Consider the following 17,918-nt stretch of genomic DNA (forward strand, 5'->3'; position numbering starts at 1 on the left):
ATACAAATTAACTAATTCCATAAATATCATTTTACTTACTCTATCCTTTTGAGACTTTATTATTATGTGGTAAATAGTTAGTGTCCTTTGAAGTGTAAAACTGTTCTTTATACTATTATTTTGAGTAGCGAAAACAAATCTTATTGTTCCCTTGGAGTGTTTTATACTTTGCTGTAATTCCCCATATACTTTAAACCTATCCTACGACCTCTACGTTATATAGAAAAGAAAAAAGACAAACTTAATAGTTTGTCTTTTAAGAATGTTATTATTGTAGTGTGTGAATACCTCTAAATTAAGCAAGTTATATCTTAGTTATCCTAATTTTCTTGATTTGATAACCATCTATTTCTTTCACGATAAACTGATAACCATCTTGTTCCACTGTTGTACCTTTTTTCGCTTCAACATTATGATTAATTACCCAACCAGCTATTGTATCCACTTCTTCTTCGTCTAAGTCAGTACCTAAATATTCATTTAACTCATATATTAATAATTTACCATCAACTAAAATTGAACCATTTTCTAATTCTTCAATCATTGGTGTCTCATGTGCATCAAATTCATCGCGGATGTCACCAACGATTTCCTCTAAGATATCTTCAACCGTAATTAAACCAGCTGTTCCACCATATTCATCCACTACAATAGCCATATGAATACGTTCTTTTTGCATACGTAACAATACTTGTTTAATTGGTGTTGATTCAGATACGTGTAATATCGGACGAATGTGTGGTTCGATTGACTCCGTTCCACTCGAAAGATGACCTGTAAAGAGTTCTTTAATATTTACCAAACCAATAATGTGGTCCTTGTCACCATCTGCAACAGGATAACGTGTATATTGTCCATCACGGATAATATTCATATTGGTTTCATAACTATCTTCTTTATAGAAGCAAATCATTTCTGTTCGAGGTACCATAATCTCCCTTGCTATTCGTTCATCAAACTCAAAGATATTATTTACATAAGTCATTTCAGCTTTGTTGATTTCACCGTTTTTATATGACTCAGATAAGATTAATCGGAGTTCTTCTTCTGTATGCGCTAATTCATGTTCCTTGACAGGCTTGAAGCCAAAAAGGCGAATTAATATTTGAGCAGAACCATTCAATAACCAAATGAACGGATACATGATTTTATGGAATATAATCAGAACTCTACCAAAATATAACGTCACAGCTTCCGCTTTTTGAATAGCTATCGTCTTAGGTGCTAGTTCCCCTACCACAACGTGTAAATACGTAACACTTAAAAAGGCAATTAAAAACGATAACATAGAACTAACGGTCTCGTTCAGTTCTAAATTTTCAAATACTGGATGTAACAATCTTTCAACTGTCGGTTCCCCTAACCAACCTAACCCTAAAGCAGTTACGGTAATACCTAATTGACAGGCAGATAAATATGCATCCAGATTATCAACTAATTTCTTAGCATGAACCGCATGCCTATTCCCTTCCTCAATTAGTTGATCAATACGAGTAGAACGAACCTTTACAATCGCGAATTCGGTTGCTACAAAGAATGCTGTAAGCATAATCAATATAGCAACCAAAATTAAGTTAACTATGTCCAATTAATATCCCTGTATCATTAGATACAAGGACTTCACCTCCTGGTTTATAAAAGACTAAAATATTTATTCCGATCGTCTGGTAGATGATTCATCCCATAGGAAAAAAGAATCATCTAACCCATTAACTTTGTATAAGCAAAAAATTACCTTCCCATCAGAATCACCTACCTCCCTACAATAATTATATTCTATCTAAAACAATCAGTCTACAAAATTATTTTTTTCAGGTATTTCATCTTTTTATGTCATGACACATACAATAGGATGAAGGCTTGGACAAGGGTGGTTGAGAGTTTGATACAGAAGATATTGGCAGTTGTATTTGGAAGTCTTATGATTGGCATTGGGATTAACTATTTTGTTATTCCTCATCATCTCCTAGACGGCGGAATTATTGGACTTGGTTTATTAGGTAAATATGCTTTTGATTTACAACCTGGATTGACCATAATAATTTTAAGCATCCCACTATATCTTATTGCATTCTTTTATAATCGAAACTATTTTTATAATGGTGTACATGGATTATTAGTCTCTTCTTTTTTTATAGACCTCTTTCGACCACTTTCCTATTTCTCTGTATTCCCCATTTTCCTTAGTAGTTTAAGTGGTGGAATTGTCATTGGCATCGGGATAAGTATCATGCTCATCAATAATATAAGTGCGGGTGGGTCTGATTTATTAGCATTAATACTTTCCAAAATTACCTCGATTAATGTAGGTATATTCATTCTCAGCTTTGATAGCATCGTCATCTTAACAGGAGCGTTAGTCATTCCAGAGGCGACGGTCTTATATTCTGCGATATTAGTTGGTGCAGTCGGTTTAACTGCTTTTGTAGTTACCGGTATATTAAAACCAATTATGAAAGAATAGAAAATGGTCTTGCTGCTTTTAAAAAACAAAAATGGTTGGACACTTATTATAAGATATCCAACCACTTATACATTTTTAATTATTGAACTACTCTTCTTACATGACCACTAAAGTGGTTTTTCCAGTAACCAGAAGTCATATTGGCAACAGCTAATCCTGTTGTGTTTTGAGCACCAATAAAGTTACCGTTTCCTACATAAATACCTACATGACCATTTTTCTTGTACGTATCAAAGAACACCAAGTCCCCTGGTCTAATGTCACTATAGGAAACTTTTGTTCCAGAATACTGCATCGAAGCTGTACTAGATGGTAATGATACACCAGCTTGTCCATATGCCCATGAAACGAATCCTGAACAGTCGAACCCACCAGGTCCTTTACCAGCCCAAACATAAGGAGTTCCTATATGTGGATAACCTGCATTAATAGCTGTTTGAACGGCACTACCCGATGCAACAGGAGCACTTTGGCTTCCTTTGCTTAGTTGAGTAAGGTTATTCGTTGATTTAGAACTATTACTATTGCTGTTTCCTTGATAAGCAACAGGGTTTGAAATAGTACGTTTTGCTGCAAGTTGACGATTAACCTGTGCCTCGATTGCCGCTAGTGATTTTTCTTCTAATTGTAATTCATTAATTTTAGCTTGAAGGTTTTTCTCTTTACTATTTAATTCTTTTTTCTTCGCTTCGTTTTCCTCTTTTTGAGCTACAATTGTTGCTTGCATCCCTTTAAGCTCTGTCTGAAGATTAGATAATTCATCAAGTTTATCTGCTACCTTAACTTTGTCTTCCTCAAGTTGATTTACAAGGTCAGCATCTGATGAAGTAATTTTATTTACAGCCGTTACACGACTAATAAAATCTGAAAAGCTAGTAGAACCGAAAATGACATCTAAGAAGCCAATATTACCACCATTTTTCTGATAGTTGACCATTCGATTACTTAAAATATCATAGCGCTTCTCAATCTCTTTTTCTAACTCAGCGATTTCTTTTTCTGTTGTTTTAATTTGATTGTTGGTATCATCAATCATCTTTTGGTTTGATTTTAACGCTTCTTCGACTTTTTTAATCTCGTCATTTAATTCTTCCAGTTCGATCAAGACATCTGCAACTTCTGCTTCTGCTTTTGATAATTTATCTTTAATTTCTGTGCGCTCATCTTGAATTTGTGCTTGTCTATTTGTTAAATCATTAGTTGTCTCTGCATGTACTGTATCAATAGCAAAATTACTGGCGAAACCTATTACTGTAACAGTGGCAATTGTAACGAAAGACTTCTTCACTTTCTTTCCCCGCTTTCCCGACATTCTACTAAACTACTAAGTCAATCTATGTAAATTGTCTATCAAATCTATTACTTTAGTCATAAAGAAGTATAGCATCATTTAATTTCACTAGTATTATTGTTTTGTTACAAATAGATTTCAAAGTTTATTAGTAGGTACTAATTACAGGGGTAAAAAGAAAGGGATAAACCCTAGATGAAAGGGTTCATCCCAGCATTTTAAAATTGAGCCTCTTCTGTTGAGCCTTTGAGAGCTACGGTAGAGGAATTTCCCCCTGATATAACCTGTGCTACTTCATCAAAGTATCCTGTACCAACTTCACGTTGATGTCTAGTTGCCGAGTATCCATATTTTTCACTTGCAAACTCATTTTGTTGGAGTTTTGAATATGCTACCATTCCACTTTCTTTATATCTTCTAGCTAGCTCGAACATACTATAATTGAGCGCATGGAAACCTGCCAATGTTACAAATTGGAACTTGTAACCCATCTCCGCTAACTCATCCTGAAAACTAGCAATTTCTTTATCTGATAGTTTTTGTCTCCAATTGAATGACGGGGAACAATTATACGCTAAGATTTTATTCGGATACTTTTCATGTATCGCGTGCGCAAATTCTCTAGCTTCCTCAATATTCGGTTCCGATGTCTCACACCAAATCAAATCTGCATATGGTGCATACGAGAGACCTCGGGCGATTGCCTGTTCCATTCCTGGCACCGTTCTAAAAAAACCTTCAGCTGTCCGTTCTCCTGTAATGAATTCTGCATCAGCAGGATCATAATCGCTAGTAATTAGATCGGCCGCATTCGCATCTGTTCTAGCAATAATTAAAGTCGGTGTGCCCATTACATCTGCAGCGAACCGTGCTGCTATTAAATTTCTCACCGCTGTCTGTGTAGGTAATAATACCTTGCCACCTAAATGGCCACACTTTTTTTCAGAAGATAATTGATCCTCAAAATGCACAGCGGAGGCACCAGCCTCAATCATTGATTTCATCAATTCAAATACATTTAATTGTCCACCAAAACCAGCTTCTGCATCGGCAATAATTGGTACAAACCAGTCAATGTCCTCTTTTCCTTCTGAGTAATGAATTTGGTCTGCTCGTCGTAGTGCTTGATTCATTCTTTTCACTACAGTTGGTACACTGTTCACTGGATAAAGGCTCTGATCTGGATACATTTCCCCAGCAAGATTGGCATCCGCTGCCACCTGCCACCCACTCAAATATATTGCCTCAAGGCCTGCTTTTACTTGTTGAATTGCTTGATTCCCTGTCAAAGCCCCTAAAGCTCTAACATACGAATCACTGTTCACCATTTCCCATAATTTCTCTGCACCACGAGTCGCTAATGTATATTCTATATCAATGGAACCACGTAACCGAATGACATCTTCTGCTGAATACGGTCTCTCGATTCCCTCCCATCTCCAATTCTCTTCCCAATCGTTCATTAATTTTTGAATACGTAAATCCTCCACATTATCTGCTCCCCTCGCCAATTAATGTTTGATATGCCGGTATGGTTAAAAAATCGATAAACGTGTCACTAAAAACTAACTCTTTGAAGATATCACTCGCTGTTTCAAGTTGAGAAAGACTGAGCATTCCTTTTTCAACTTGCTGCGCTATACGGATTACTTCATCCTTAATTACCTGCTCCACCAGTTGAATCGTTATTTCGGTACCATTGTCTAATTTTCCTTCTGGGTGCTTTATCCATTGCCAAACTTGGGCCCTTGAAATTTCAGCAGTAGCAACATCCTCCATGAGATTATTAATTGGTACTGCCCCCTTACCAGCCAACCACCAAGCAATATACTCAATCCCAACACCTACATTTACACGTAATCCCTCTTCCGTTATGTTACCTTTTGGAATAACTAATAAGTCTTTAGTCGTTATCCCAATATCCAACATTTTATCCATTTGATTAGGAGTCTTCATATGGTCATCAAACACTTTCTTAACAAGTGAAACCATACCCGGATGGGCGACCCAAGTACCATCATGCCCACAACGTACTTCTCTTACCTTGTCATTCCGCACCTTTTCGAAAGCTTCTCTGTTTGCTTCGTCATTGTATTTGACAGGAATATGAGCTGCCATGCCTCCGATTGCGGGTGCATTTCGCTTATGACACGTTTCAATGACAAGTAAAGAATAAGCTTGCATAAATGGTGTCTCCATCGTTACTTGAGAACGATTAGGTAGGATAACATCCTTCCTATGTTGGAACTTTTTAATAAAGCTAAAGATATAATCCCATCTACCACAGTTTAGCCCTGACGAATGATCTTTTAATTCAAATAATATTTCATCCATTTCAAAGGCAGCCGTTATGGTTTCGATTAGTACAGTTGCTTTAATGGTTCCTGTAGGAATGCCTAACCATTCTTGTGCAAATAGAAATACATCGTTCCACAGTCTCGCCTCCGTATGATGCTCGAGCTTTGGTAGATAAAAATATGGCCCACTTCCATTTTCAATTAATTGCGTTGCATTATGATAAAAATATAATCCGAAATCTACCAAACTTGCTGACATCGGTTCACCAAATAGATAAAGATGCATTTCTTCCAAATGCCAACCTCTGGGACGTACAACGAGAACGGCCGTATTTTCGTTCAGATTATAGAATCTTCCATTCTCCCCAACAAAATCAATCTCTCTCCGTATTGCATCCTTTAGATTGCGTTGTCCTTGTATCATATTTTCCCAGGTTGGAGAAGAGGCATCCTCAAAGTCTGCCATAAAGATATTTGCCCCTGAATTCAATGCATGAATAATCATCTTCCGTTCAACAGGACCAGTTATTTCAACTCTTCTATCCAGTAAGTCTTCTGGTAAAGATGCAATGATCCAATCGCCATTACGAATGTCCTCGGTATCTTTTCGAAAACCAAGCTTATATCCACTATTTAATTTTTCCTGAAAGCTTCTCCTATCATCTAATAATGCCAACCTTTTGGCATTAAACCGGCTATGCAATTCCATTAGAAAGTCCAATGCACCCTCTGTTAAAACCTCCTCTTGTTTGGAAATGTATTTCGAGCAAGATACAACATTACCCATGGAATCCCCCTTTGTTATATTACATATTTATGTTTTATTAACTGTTGTATAACAATATGCACAAAAAAATTATTCTGCTTTTTTGGATAAACAATAATCACATTCGAGAGTAAAATCTAGGTTTTCAACATAATTTCCACATTCCGGGCAACACACTTCTTTCTGAGACATAGGCACACCACCTTATATATAACAGTAATAGCATTTCCAAAGTTGTTATGATACACATTATGCATCTCCCATCAATTTGATACTCATTTTTTTTCTTACATTACAAAAGACCGAGCTGTTATTCCTGAATAACAGCTCGGTCTCTTCGTTACAAGTATCTTCTTTATAGGAAGAAAACAAAAATGATGACAACCAACACAATTCGATAAACCGCAAATGGTGTTAACTTAATTCTATCAATAAGCTTCAAGAAAAATTTAATAGAAATCAAAGCAAAGATAAATGCACTAACAAACCCAGCGATAAAGAATGCTAATGCATCCATTTCAAAGTACTGCCAGTTTTTTAATAAAGATAGGAAGCTAGCACCCGCCATAATGGGTACTGCCATAATAAACGTAAAATCAGCAGCTGCTCGATGGCTCATCCCCATTAATACACCACCAGAAATGGTCGCTCCTGATCTAGAAAATCCTGGCCATAGTGAGAAACATTGGATTAAACCGACACTTAATGCCTGTTTATAAGTAATTTCATCTACTGTTCTAGCTTGTGGTGTTTTCGATGCATAGCGGTCCGCTACAATCATTAAAATTGCACCTAATAATAAACCGATAAGTACTGTTTCTGTTGAAAATAAATATTCATCAATAAAATCTTCAAATAAGACGCCAAACACACCTGCTGGAATTAACCCAACAATTACTTGTGTTAATTTTAAACGTTCTTTTCTTGGTTCCGCATTTTTATTAAGATATCGATTTAATCCTAATAAATCTACAAAACGTTTCCAGAACACTACGACAACAGCTAGTATAGACCCCAACTGAATTACGATTTTAAATGTATTCGCTGGATATTTCCCTAAAAACTCCTCTGATTTAAGCCACATATCATCAACAATAATCATATGCCCGGTTGAAGATACCGGAGCAAATTCCGTTAATCCTTCCACTAAACCTAGGATTAGCGCTTTTAAGATTTCGATAAAGTCCATGTTAATTCCCCTTCTATTTTCGTATCCTCTTTCGTATAAAGAGAACTGCTACTACAACAATTCCGATGGCAATAAGCCCATAAGTGATTGTTGAGTACATATCCATAAATTCTAGTATAGAACTCCAATTTTCACCAAGTACCACACCAATCATGATAAGAATGACATTCCAAATCAACGTCCCGATTAAGGTAAATAGTAAAAATAAGGTAAAGTTCATGTTCGACATACCAGCAGGTACTGAAATCAAACTACGTATTAAAGGTACCATTCTACAAAATAGCACGGTCCAATAACCATACCTATCAAACCACTTATCTGCTTTATGAATATCTTCTTTTTTAATTCGTATGATATGGCCCCATCTGTCGACAATTTTTTCTAATCGTTCAACATCAATTAATAAGCCAATTCCATATAATATGATGGCACCTAAAACTGAACCACATGTTGCAGTAATGATAACCCCTGTCACTGTAAGATCAGAATAAGTTGTCATAAATCCACCAAAAGGAAGTACGATTTCCGATGGGATGGGAGGAAATACATTCTCTAAAGCCATCATAAAGAAAATTCCTACATAGCCAAATTGCTCCATAATATTCGTTATCCACTCTTGCATGTTAATCCTCCATTGATGCATAAGGTGTTTCATACATCATAATAGTATGTCCATAATAAATATAATCGACTACTGATATTTTTATGCACATTTTACTATAGCTCAAACATTTGCATTTCGTCCATAGGAAACACGATTCTATGTAAATTGAAATAAATCGGTAAAATTTCAGACTAATTTGCAACTCTATTTCTACCCCTAAAATTAATTTATTATATCCCAATAAAGTATTAACATCTTACATATTTCCGTTTAAATCCTAATCTTCCTTTATCTAGATCTTTTTGAATACTTTCATAAGCGTTTAATAGACTGCTCTTTTTATTCTCACGCTTAACCTCTACTATTCCAATCTCTTGTGCTATCTCTAACGCCTTTTCACTTAGTGGCTTAAAGGAAATCCCTACTGTATATAGAAAATTGTTCATTGCAGATTTTGTTCTTTCTGGGGAATCATGTATCTCATTTTTTACAACTTCAAGCATACTGGCGATCTTACTTTCTGAGAATTCAAGATCAGGTCGATTCCCTAATAGCCAACAGTAACAACTCCAACCACCTGACGTTCTTAACTCCTGACCGCTTGCAATCCATTTGTCGGCAACGTTTTGCGCGATATCTGACTCCGATAATGTCACCGCTACCACATAATCCGATAACATATAAAAATATGCAGCATCCATCCAAGCATCATAATCAGTCTCTGTCATAGCATTTGGGTCTGCAATAATACCAGCAAAATACATGGCATCATAGTTCCCTGTAGCATAAAGCTCCTCCGCTAATGCTTGATTTACCTTTATTTTCTTGGCGATTGGTTTCATTGCACCTGTAGCCACACCAAACAGTGGCTCACGAGCACCATTGGAAATGTATATCTTCTTCGTACGTTCCTTACCTAATGCTTCAAGCTCCTGCATGACTGTTTCAAAATCCATCTTTGAACCTTCCTCTCTAAATATCACTATGTGCTAGGAATATCGAAATCAATAAATGTTCGTTTTACGGTTTGACACACTTCCATTTTACCATAATCTATTCGCAAAAATGATGCCATACATAAGTATATATCCATATAAAAAACGCTAGATCATACAATATGATTAGCGCTTTTTATGGATATATCCTTTGGGGTACAGAGTAGTAAAATATAGCCCATATTTGTTATTTAGAATTACGATTTCTTCACTTCGTGTGATAATAGTTTATAAGACATATTTCTTGCTTCATAGGACGTCGTATTCGTTAAAATCATGAATTCTTCAACCTCATGTATGCGTTGCAGTTCTAGTAATTTCTCCTTGACCGCTGTAGGACTCCCAATAATCATCTTACTTCGTATATCATGGAATTCGTTCAACTCTTCTCCTGAAGGCTCATGATGAAAAGCTGTGTTATTGGAACTATTTCTTTTTCTCCATAAAAAACTATCTAGTGCTATTCTTTCCGCTTCATCCGTTGATTCAGCACATATCACATTCACCGCAAAAATAATTTTAGGCTCTTTCTTTGGGTGTTTCGTGCCAATTAATCTTTTATATGTAGAAAGAATTGGTGTAGCATCTTGATCACTCATAAAATGCCCAAACGCATAATTCAATCCTTTTTCAGCGGCAAGAATCGCACTTTTTTCACTAGTGCCGAGCAACCATGGAACAGGACTAATATCCGGCACTGGTACAGGGTTTATTTTTGCGTACATATTCTCTTCCTCAAAATCTCGATTTAAGAAATTGGTCAATTCATCCAACAATTCTGGAAACCTTCGTACGTTCTCTAAAAAATTTCCTGATAAAGCCATGGATACCTCTGCTGAACCCCCTGGGGAGCGTCCCAGTCCTAAGTCAATTCTATCCGGAAATATAGTCGCCAAAAGATTGAAGGTTTCTGCAATTTTAAAAGGTTTGTAGTGTGGTAAGAGAATAGCACCTGCACCAATACGTATCTGGCTTGTGCTTTTTCCAATCATTCCTAACATAATTTCTGGAGCAGGACAAGCTAAGCCATCTAAATCATGATGCTCTGCGATCCAATATCGATAATATCCAAGCTCTTCCCCTAATTCAGCCAGGTTGATGGATTCTAACAATGCTTCTTGGTGTGTTTTCCCTACTGCAATAGGGGACTGGTCTAATATACTTAATTTCAAATAATCACCTCGTTTATCAGTGTTACTCTCCCTCGCTACTCATCTCGTCTACTAATTTTTCTGCTAATCTTCGGTAGAAATTACTCATATTGACTAAGGAAGAAATGAGCAATAGTTGTTCAAGATAATTTGAATCTTCGTCTTTAAGCTTTGTGACCTCTTGTATTACTTCTTCCTTACCTAATTTAATGTCACTTGTAAAACGTTCTACCTGATTTTCCGTTAATCTAACATAACTTTGATAGAATTTTTCTAAATCTAGATCTTCCTTAACGATTTTCTCATTCAACTTTTCCAATGTCATTTTAATATCCTGAATGGATAGTGCACCTTTGAGCTGATATATCAAGCTTATCAAGATTATGTGCTTTTTGGAGTATTTTTTATTTTCGATAGGAAAGAATAATTTTCCTTTTGCATAGTTATTAATCATTGTTTTGGTTAATACTTTGTCTTCTTCTTTTCGCTTTGTTTTCTCTAAATTACTTTCAAAAATTTGGATGACCTGATCCATATACAAATCTAAATTTGGTAGTTCTTCTAATTGTAAATGATTTTTTAAATGTAGGCTTTCTACTAGTTTCTCTATATTTTTCATGTCAATACCCTCAATTAGTTTTTCTACTATTATACGTTATTTATATCAAATAAGTAAATGTTGACTAGATGACAATATGCTAGTATTATTATATGTAGTTATCAAAACTACATGTTGAGGAGTGAGTATATGAACACCTATATTCGAGAACCAATCAATGGATTCACCCATTTGTTTGGAGCTATCTTGTCCTTTGTTGGTCTATTAGCTCTAGTAATTAAAGCATCTACAGACTATGGTTCTGCATTAGTAATTACCGCTGTCATTATTTTTGGGGTTAGCTTAATTCTGTTATATTCTGCATCAGCTACCTATCATATGGTTGTTGCAAGGGATCATATTATTGCATTCTTAAGAAAAATAGACCATTCCATGATTTTTGTTCTTATTGCAGGAACTTATACACCAATCTGTTTAATTAGTCTACAAGGCACTTTAGGTTGGACGCTTTTCATCGTTATTAATGGTTTAGCGTTACTAGGCGTATTATATAAATTAATTTGGTTTAAGGCACCTAGGTGGTTATCTACCGCTTTATACGTGCTAATGGGTTGGATTATTATTTTCTTTAGTTCTTCACTAGTAGACGTCTTAACCTGGAATGGCATGATACTCTTAATATCGGGAGGTTTAGCCTACACCATAGGAGCTATCATTTATTGGTTAAAGCCTAAATTTCTAGAATTTAAACATATGGGGTTTCATGAAATCTTTCATATTTTTATCCTAGTTGGCAGTTTAGCTCACTTTTACTGTATATATAACTTTGTTTTATAGATTCCTAAAATGATTCTATCCTATATATTTATCAAACGAGTGTGATTTTTCACTCGTTTTTTTATTGGCTTCGAAGCCAAAATTTGTTTCTAGATTATAATTTGTAATCCTTTACAATACAATTAAATAGGGCATTTGCTTGTATAATGTCTAAAAAATAATAAAGGGGGATAACCGAATGAAATTCCTAAAGTCTTTATTCTTTATGGTAATACTCTTCTCTGCACTGATGTTAACTGCTTGTTCTGATAATGGTGATAATACACAGAAAACAGATAATAATGATAATAAGAGTGGAGAGGACATGAAAACAACTGATGAGAAAGTTACCATTAAGTTCGGTGCACAGAATGACAATACACCAGCTACACAGGCACTTATAGATGCGTTTAATGAAAGTCAAGACCAGTATGTAGTGGAATGGGATCCTTTAACAAATGATTCTGCTCAAATGCATGACCAACTTTTAAATTCGCTAAATAGCGGATCTAGTGAGTATGATGTATTATCACTTGATGTTGTATGGGCAGGAGAATTTGCAGGTGCTGGTTTCTTAGAACCTATTGATTTGTTTATGAATGAATCTGGTCTTAGTAAAGATCAATTCAATGCGGGTTCCATGGCATCTGGAAATTATACAGGTAAACAATTCACACTTCCTTTTTTCCCAGATTTAGGATTACTCTATTACCGCAACGATATTGTAAGCGAAGAAGATGCTGCTAAACTGGATAGTGGCGATTATACCTATGATGATTTATATGCTATGGCGGAAAAATATACCGGTGAAGCCGAAACCAAATATGGTTTCCTCTATCAGTCGAAGCAATATGAGGGGTTAACGGTAAACGTTACAGAATTTACAAACGCGTTTTCTGATGTTCAAACGGGGTTAGAAACCATGTATAAGTTCACCACTGCAGATTTTTCACCTAAAGATCTCCTCAATTATACAGAAGCCGAAGCACATACAAACTTCGAGCAGGGAAATGCTGTGTTTGAACGGAACTGGCCATACCAATTTGGACGTATTAAAGGTCAAGAGGACGGCGTGACAGTTAGTTTGGAACAAGTGGGTATCGCCCCATTACCTAATGGAGGATCCGTTGGCGGTTGGTTACTTGGGATAAATAAAAACTCGGAAAATATAGAAGGAGCATGGACATTTATTGAATTTGCGGCAGGAGAACAAGGGCAAAAAATTATGACAACAGAAGGCGGTTATCTTCCAGGCTTCAATGCCTTATTAGAAGATGAAGAGGTCATTGCAGGAAATGAGATGCTCTCTTACCCAGGTTTCCAACAAGCACTTGCAAATACATTAGCCCGACCAGTATCACCAGACTATAATGCCGTATCGAACACCATTCAAGTAGAAGCACATAAATATTTAAGCTCCGGAGAAGGATTAGATACAGCTGCAACGACCATTGAACAAGCAGCTAAATCAGAATAAGTTCTATTAAACGAAGAAACTCCTTATGACCAGGTACATAAGGAGTTTCATATAGATATTTGTTCCAATGAGAGGTGAAAGAATGAAACATAAATTGGGAGTTAGTGGTTGGTGTTACCTACTTCCTACATTGATCCTTATCGCTGTTTTCTCTTTATGGCCAGTCATTCAGTCCATCACCTATACGTTTTTTGATTACAAACTCAACGATCCACAGAAATCTGGTCTATACCTAAACGAGAGGTTTAATGTTGATTTATTCCATGAGACTGCTATATATATCGAGTTATTTTTGACAGAAGACATGCAAAATATTACAGAAAATGACGACAAGACAAAAGCTAACACTATTCTAAACCAAATAAAAGATGCCGCTAAACCTTACGTCAATCAAAAAGGTGTTATCAAGATTACGAAAGAAGAACGTTCAAACATTACCGATCTATATCAAAATACGAAACTACTACTAGCGGAACTTTCTACTAAATATACCCTCACACATCAAGATAGTTTACCTCTATTAGTAGAGGATTTTAATAGAAGTATTATCCCCTCTAATTTCATTGGATTACAAGCATACCAAAAAGCTTTCGGTGACAAATATATTCATACAGCATTATGGAATACGATTCTATTTACGGTGGTATCTGTTGCCATCGAGCTAGTTCTCGGTTTAGGGCTTGCACTAATCCTAAATAAAGCAATGCTTGGTCAAGGACTAATTAGGACTACTTCGTTAATCCCTTGGGCAATCCCAACGGCTGTTGCAGCATTAATGTGGAGTTACTTATATGATGGATCGAGTGGAATTATAGCACACTTTTTTGAGAACTTAGGATTGATCAGCCAATCCCAGGATTTATTACTTAGTCAAGGTGGAGCAATGGTCTCTACAATACTTGCTGATGTCTGGAAAACAACTCCCTATATGGCATTACTTTTACTAGCTGGTCTACAAAATATACCAAAATCGCTCTATGAAGCAGCATCGATCGATGGAGCCTCTAAGGTCAAAGGTTTCTTTACGATAACCTTGCCATTATTAAAGTCTTCCATTCTAGTTGCCCTTCTATTTCGTACCCTTGACGCTTTCCGTGTATTTGATTTAATTTTCGTTCTTACTGGTGGTGGTCCAGGTGGGGCAACAGAAACCATGTCTATCTATGCCTACAAGACCATGTTCGGTCAAACAAATTTTGGTTATGGTTCTGTAGTCGTCATGATTATGTTCCTTTGTGTAGCTATAATTTCCATCATATTTGTAAGATTACTTGGCACCAATCTTCTTGACCGAGATTAAGGAGGGAAGTTTATGAAAACATCAAAAAGAAAGCTAGTTTTATTGTTCAGTATTGTTGTAACGGGTTACTTGTTTATTATGATATTTCCTTTTCTATGGATATTCATCACTTCCTTTAAATCAAGCGGTGAAATATTTGGTGCTGGGGCTTTTCGCTTTATTCCAGAAGAACCAACATGGAAGAACTACACAACGATTCTATTTGAAAAGGAAATATGGAAGGCAATAATGAATAGTTTTATAGTTGCACTATCCACGACTATTTATGTCATTTTTGTCGCATCCCTTTGTGCGTATGCCATATCTCGCTTTCACTTTAAAGGTAAAAGTATTTTATTGGGGTTGATACTTGCTGTCTCTATGTTTCCTCAAATGATTATTACTGGGCCAGTCTATAACTTATTTTATGATTTAGGTTGGTTAAACAGTTATTTTGTAATCCTTCCCTATTCGACTATTACATTACCAATGGGAGTCTGGATATTAGTAACACATTTTAATAAAATTCCATTAGCCTTAGAGGAATCAGCAACGATTGATGGCGCAACTAGGATACAAACGTTAACCAAAATTATTATTCCATTAGCTGCTCCAGGTGTTTTTACAACAGCAATCATTACTTTTATTGCAGCCTGGAATGAGTTTTTGTTGACTATAACATTAAATACGGAGCCGAATTACCATACTGTACCTGTCGCAATCTCATTCTTAAGGGATCAATTTTCAATTCTCTGGGGAGAGGTGGCAGCCGCTACAGCTATCGTAACGATTCCTACGTTAATCATTGTATTACTCTTCCAAAGACAGATTGTTTCGGGGCTAACTTCTGGAGGAGTGAAAGAATGAATTGTTAGGATACTGGGACTGAATTTCATTCTATTAAAGTGGGGATACCCACTTTTCTTTTACAATAATATTTTTATACTCAAAAAAGAAGAAAATGTTTAAATCCATTTCCTTCTTGAACTTCGCCTTGGATTATTTTGACTACGAGAGTCAAATTCAACTACTTGATTCCTTTCTTTCTGCCTACGTCTATCCTTTTCCAATAATGAATCTAGTTTTCGTACTGCCCTATCTAACTCATCTTCCGTAATATCTCCTCTAGCATAACTACTACATAAAATGCTATAAGCAATTGCTTTTGTCTCTATGTTCACTACAAGATCGACATCTGAATTTCCACTCTTATCGATCAGGGTCTTTAATTTATTCTCTATTTTCCTTTCCATCTATATCTACTCCTCCATTCTTTATAGGACACATTCTTTCTTTCATGCAGATGAATAGGATGTTATTCTCTTCATTCTGTTAAAAATAGAGGGACACGATTCGTATCCCTCTATAGAAAGTTAATCAAAGCGTTGGTCTTGATTTTGTCTTTGGTCCTGATCTTGATCTGAATCTGCATCGGAATCAGAATCTGCTTCAGATCTAGAACGAACTTTTGCACGAGAATCACTATCTACATTGATATCAAGATCCACTCTCGAATTACCACTATCTACAACTTTAGCTCTTGCTACGTTTGTATTTTTATCTTTAACTCGTACATCATTTTCATTATCATTATCACTTCTTACATCAGACTCACTATTGGAATCACTTCGAGAATCGCTTCTAGAATCTGAATCACCTGAACCGGACTGTCCTCCATAAGCTCCGAAGACATTCGGATTTCTCCATACTTCACTCATCGATATCCCTCCTTTTCTACTAGTCGTTATATTATATTCGTGTGATATAGTGATGATTAGATGAACGAACTAGAAAAAAATAGTCAAAGGTATATTTTTATATCAACTCTACCCAAAATTAAATATAGATACCTACTTTTTTAGAGTGAAGATAGTGACAGTTGGATAACATTTCAAAGAAAGCCAAAATAAAAAGAGTACTCAAACGACCACGTTTGGGTACTCTACCATCAAATTATTTAATAGGCAATCATATCAGATAGTACATAATGATAGACTAATTGCTCGGTATTCATTAAAGACTTTTCATGGGTACGTTCAAAAGCATGAGAAGAATCTATTCCAGGTCCAATTAATCCATGAACTATATCATGCCCAGACTTAATTGCAGCAGATGCATCAGATCCATAGTATGGATAAATATCAAGCTTATAGCCTATATTGTTTTTCTCCGCTAGTTCCACTAGACGTTTACGTAATCCATAATGATATGGACCACTAGCATCCTTGACACAAATGGATACGGTATATTCATCTGTTGACTGACCATCACCCATTGCGCCCATATCCACTGCTAAATATTCAACCGTTTCAGGTGTGATATTGGAGTTACCACCATAGCCAATTTCCTCGTTATTCGAGATTAAGAAATGTGTGGTATATGGTAGTGTAATATTCTCTTCTTTTATTCGTTTAATTAATTGAAGTAAGATAGCTACACTTGCTTTGTCATCTAAGTGACGAGATTTTATGAAGCCATTATCCGTCATTTGCACCCTTGCATCGAATGATACAAAATCTCCCACTTCTATTCCAAGTGCTCTAACTTCCTCTGCATTATGGACTTCCGCATCTATACGAACCTCCATATTTTCTTGATTCCGTTCCGCTTTTCCAGCATCCTTATAAACATGAACAGAGGTTTGATGCATCAGGATAGTTCCCGTTATCACTTTCCCACTAGAGGTGTGAATTTCACAGTACTCTCCTTCTATCGAGTTGTAACGAAATCCACCAATAAGATCCAATTTAAGTCTGCCATTGCTTTTGACTTCCTTAACCATTGCACCTAGTGTATCCACATGAGCTGTTAACATTCTATGTTCATCATTGTTTTTGCCCGGTAAAGTAGCGATTAAACCACCTTTTCGGTTACGCTTCGCCTCCACATTCAATTTGTTTAAAAACTCTTCCGCAAATCGAATGACGTTAGCCGTAAAACCTGTAGGGCTTGGAATAGATACTAATTCCTTAATTAATTCTTTGGTTTCCTGTACATTTGGATATGTAGACAAATAAAAGACTCCTCTCG

General features: G+C 36.0%; 17 protein-coding genes. 5 read left to right on the top strand and 12 right to left on the bottom strand.

The annotated features are described in order from the left end of the window. Positions 1-304: 304 nt before the first annotated feature. A complete protein-coding gene (locus G5W_RS0117965; RefSeq protein ID WP_010098812.1) occupies positions 305-1,588 on the bottom strand; it encodes a hemolysin family protein in 1,284 nt (427 codons plus the stop codon). Between the two features lie 294 nt (positions 1,589-1,882). Here G5W_RS0117965 and G5W_RS0117970 point away from each other — a divergent pair, with 294 nt between their 5' ends. Beyond that, positions 1,883-2,464 (top strand): YitT family protein, encoded by a 582-nt coding sequence (locus tag G5W_RS0117970; protein ID WP_010098814.1) that lies wholly within the window; start codon positions 1,883-1,885, stop codon positions 2,462-2,464. A gap of 79 nt (positions 2,465-2,543) precedes the next feature. On the opposite strand, the gene G5W_RS0117975 is transcribed toward G5W_RS0117970, so the two are convergent. The 8 genes from G5W_RS0117975 to G5W_RS0118010 form a co-directional block, all read right to left on the bottom strand. Then, the gene (locus tag G5W_RS0117975) at positions 2,544-3,752 is read right to left on the bottom strand and encodes a C40 family peptidase (protein WP_029191188.1); all 1,209 of its coding nucleotides are present in this window, start codon (positions 3,750-3,752) and stop codon (positions 2,544-2,546) included. 221 nt (positions 3,753-3,973) lie between these two features. Continuing rightward, on the bottom strand, positions 3,974-5,245 hold the full coding sequence (aceA, locus tag G5W_RS0117980; protein ID WP_010098818.1) for an isocitrate lyase: 1,272 nt from the start codon (positions 5,243-5,245) through the stop codon (positions 3,974-3,976). A 1-nt stretch (position 5,246) separates the two neighbouring features. Beyond that, positions 5,247-6,839 (bottom strand): malate synthase A, encoded by a 1,593-nt coding sequence (gene aceB / locus G5W_RS0117985; protein ID WP_010098819.1) that lies wholly within the window; start codon positions 6,837-6,839, stop codon positions 5,247-5,249. A 334-nt stretch (positions 6,840-7,173) separates the two neighbouring features. Continuing rightward, positions 7,174-8,007 (bottom strand): undecaprenyl-diphosphate phosphatase, encoded by an 834-nt coding sequence (locus G5W_RS0117990; RefSeq protein WP_010098820.1) that lies wholly within the window; start codon positions 8,005-8,007, stop codon positions 7,174-7,176. A gap of 13 nt (positions 8,008-8,020) precedes the next feature. After that, a complete protein-coding gene (locus G5W_RS0117995; protein WP_010098822.1) occupies positions 8,021-8,629 on the bottom strand; it encodes a DedA family protein in 609 nt (202 codons plus the stop codon). Between the two features lie 230 nt (positions 8,630-8,859). Further along, the gene (locus tag G5W_RS0118000) at positions 8,860-9,567 is read right to left on the bottom strand and encodes a DNA alkylation repair protein (RefSeq protein ID WP_010098828.1); all 708 of its coding nucleotides are present in this window, start codon (positions 9,565-9,567) and stop codon (positions 8,860-8,862) included. A gap of 236 nt (positions 9,568-9,803) precedes the next feature. Then, positions 9,804-10,778 (bottom strand): LLM class flavin-dependent oxidoreductase, encoded by a 975-nt coding sequence (locus G5W_RS0118005; RefSeq protein ID WP_010098829.1) that lies wholly within the window; start codon positions 10,776-10,778, stop codon positions 9,804-9,806. Between the two features lie 22 nt (positions 10,779-10,800). Next, a complete protein-coding gene (locus tag G5W_RS0118010; protein ID WP_010098830.1) occupies positions 10,801-11,376 on the bottom strand; it encodes a DUF1836 domain-containing protein in 576 nt (191 codons plus the stop codon). Positions 11,377-11,505: 129 nt separating this feature from the next. Here G5W_RS0118010 and trhA point away from each other — a divergent pair, with 129 nt between their 5' ends. From trhA to G5W_RS0118030, 4 genes are all read left to right on the top strand, one after another. Continuing rightward, the gene (gene trhA / locus G5W_RS0118015) at positions 11,506-12,153 is read left to right on the top strand and encodes a PAQR family membrane homeostasis protein TrhA (protein WP_010098831.1); all 648 of its coding nucleotides are present in this window, start codon (positions 11,506-11,508) and stop codon (positions 12,151-12,153) included. Positions 12,154-12,331: 178 nt separating this feature from the next. Beyond that, positions 12,332-13,609 carry an extracellular solute-binding protein gene (locus G5W_RS0118020; protein ID WP_010098832.1) on the top strand — a complete coding sequence of 426 codons (1,278 nt, stop codon included), beginning with the start codon at positions 12,332-12,334 and terminating at the stop codon, positions 13,607-13,609. Positions 13,610-13,676: 67 nt separating this feature from the next. Beyond that, complete coding sequence (locus G5W_RS0118025; protein ID WP_010098833.1) at positions 13,677-14,909, top strand: carbohydrate ABC transporter permease; 1,233 nt, start codon at positions 13,677-13,679, stop codon at positions 14,907-14,909. A 12-nt stretch (positions 14,910-14,921) separates the two neighbouring features. Next, positions 14,922-15,755, top strand: coding sequence for a carbohydrate ABC transporter permease (locus tag G5W_RS0118030; RefSeq protein WP_010098835.1), 834 nt, complete (start codon positions 14,922-14,924; stop codon positions 15,753-15,755). A gap of 98 nt (positions 15,756-15,853) precedes the next feature. On the opposite strand, the gene G5W_RS21585 is transcribed toward G5W_RS0118030, so the two are convergent. From G5W_RS21585 to G5W_RS0118045, 3 genes are all read right to left on the bottom strand, one after another. Next, entirely contained in the window at positions 15,854-16,141 is a 288-nt protein-coding gene (locus G5W_RS21585; protein ID WP_010098836.1) for a hypothetical protein, read from the bottom strand. 120 nt (positions 16,142-16,261) lie between these two features. Beyond that, positions 16,262-16,606, bottom strand: coding sequence for a hypothetical protein (locus tag G5W_RS0118040; RefSeq protein WP_010098837.1), 345 nt, complete (start codon positions 16,604-16,606; stop codon positions 16,262-16,264). 239 nt (positions 16,607-16,845) lie between these two features. After that, positions 16,846-17,901 carry a M42 family metallopeptidase gene (locus tag G5W_RS0118045; protein ID WP_010098839.1) on the bottom strand — a complete coding sequence of 352 codons (1,056 nt, stop codon included), beginning with the start codon at positions 17,899-17,901 and terminating at the stop codon, positions 16,846-16,848. Positions 17,902-17,918: the final 17 nt, after the last annotated feature.

The organism is Ornithinibacillus scapharcae TW25 (genome assembly GCF_000190475.1).
GTDB classification, from domain to species: Bacteria; Bacillota; Bacilli; order Bacillales; family Amphibacillaceae; genus Ornithinibacillus; species Ornithinibacillus scapharcae.

Coding starts and splice junctions, on each gene's coding strand:
- trhA (WP_010098831.1), top strand. CDS start 11,506: ATGAACACCTATATTCGAGAACCAATCAATGGATTCACCCATTTGTTT.
- aceB (WP_010098819.1), bottom strand. CDS start 6,839: ATGGGTAATGTTGTATCTTGCTCGAAATACATTTCCAAACAAGAGGAG.
- G5W_RS0118020 (WP_010098832.1), top strand. CDS start 12,332: ATGAAATTCCTAAAGTCTTTATTCTTTATGGTAATACTCTTCTCTGCA.
- G5W_RS0118030 (WP_010098835.1), top strand. CDS start 14,922: ATGAAAACATCAAAAAGAAAGCTAGTTTTATTGTTCAGTATTGTTGTA.
- G5W_RS0118040 (WP_010098837.1), bottom strand. CDS start 16,606: ATGAGTGAAGTATGGAGAAATCCGAATGTCTTCGGAGCTTATGGAGGA.
- G5W_RS0118000 (WP_010098828.1), bottom strand. CDS start 9,567: ATGGATTTTGAAACAGTCATGCAGGAGCTTGAAGCATTAGGTAAGGAA.
- G5W_RS0117990 (WP_010098820.1), bottom strand. CDS start 8,007: ATGGACTTTATCGAAATCTTAAAAGCGCTAATCCTAGGTTTAGTGGAA.
- G5W_RS21585 (WP_010098836.1), bottom strand. CDS start 16,141: ATGGAAAGGAAAATAGAGAATAAATTAAAGACCCTGATCGATAAGAGT.
- G5W_RS0117995 (WP_010098822.1), bottom strand. CDS start 8,629: ATGCAAGAGTGGATAACGAATATTATGGAGCAATTTGGCTATGTAGGA.
- G5W_RS0118010 (WP_010098830.1), bottom strand. CDS start 11,376: ATGAAAAATATAGAGAAACTAGTAGAAAGCCTACATTTAAAAAATCAT.
- G5W_RS0118025 (WP_010098833.1), top strand. CDS start 13,677: ATGAGAGGTGAAAGAATGAAACATAAATTGGGAGTTAGTGGTTGGTGT.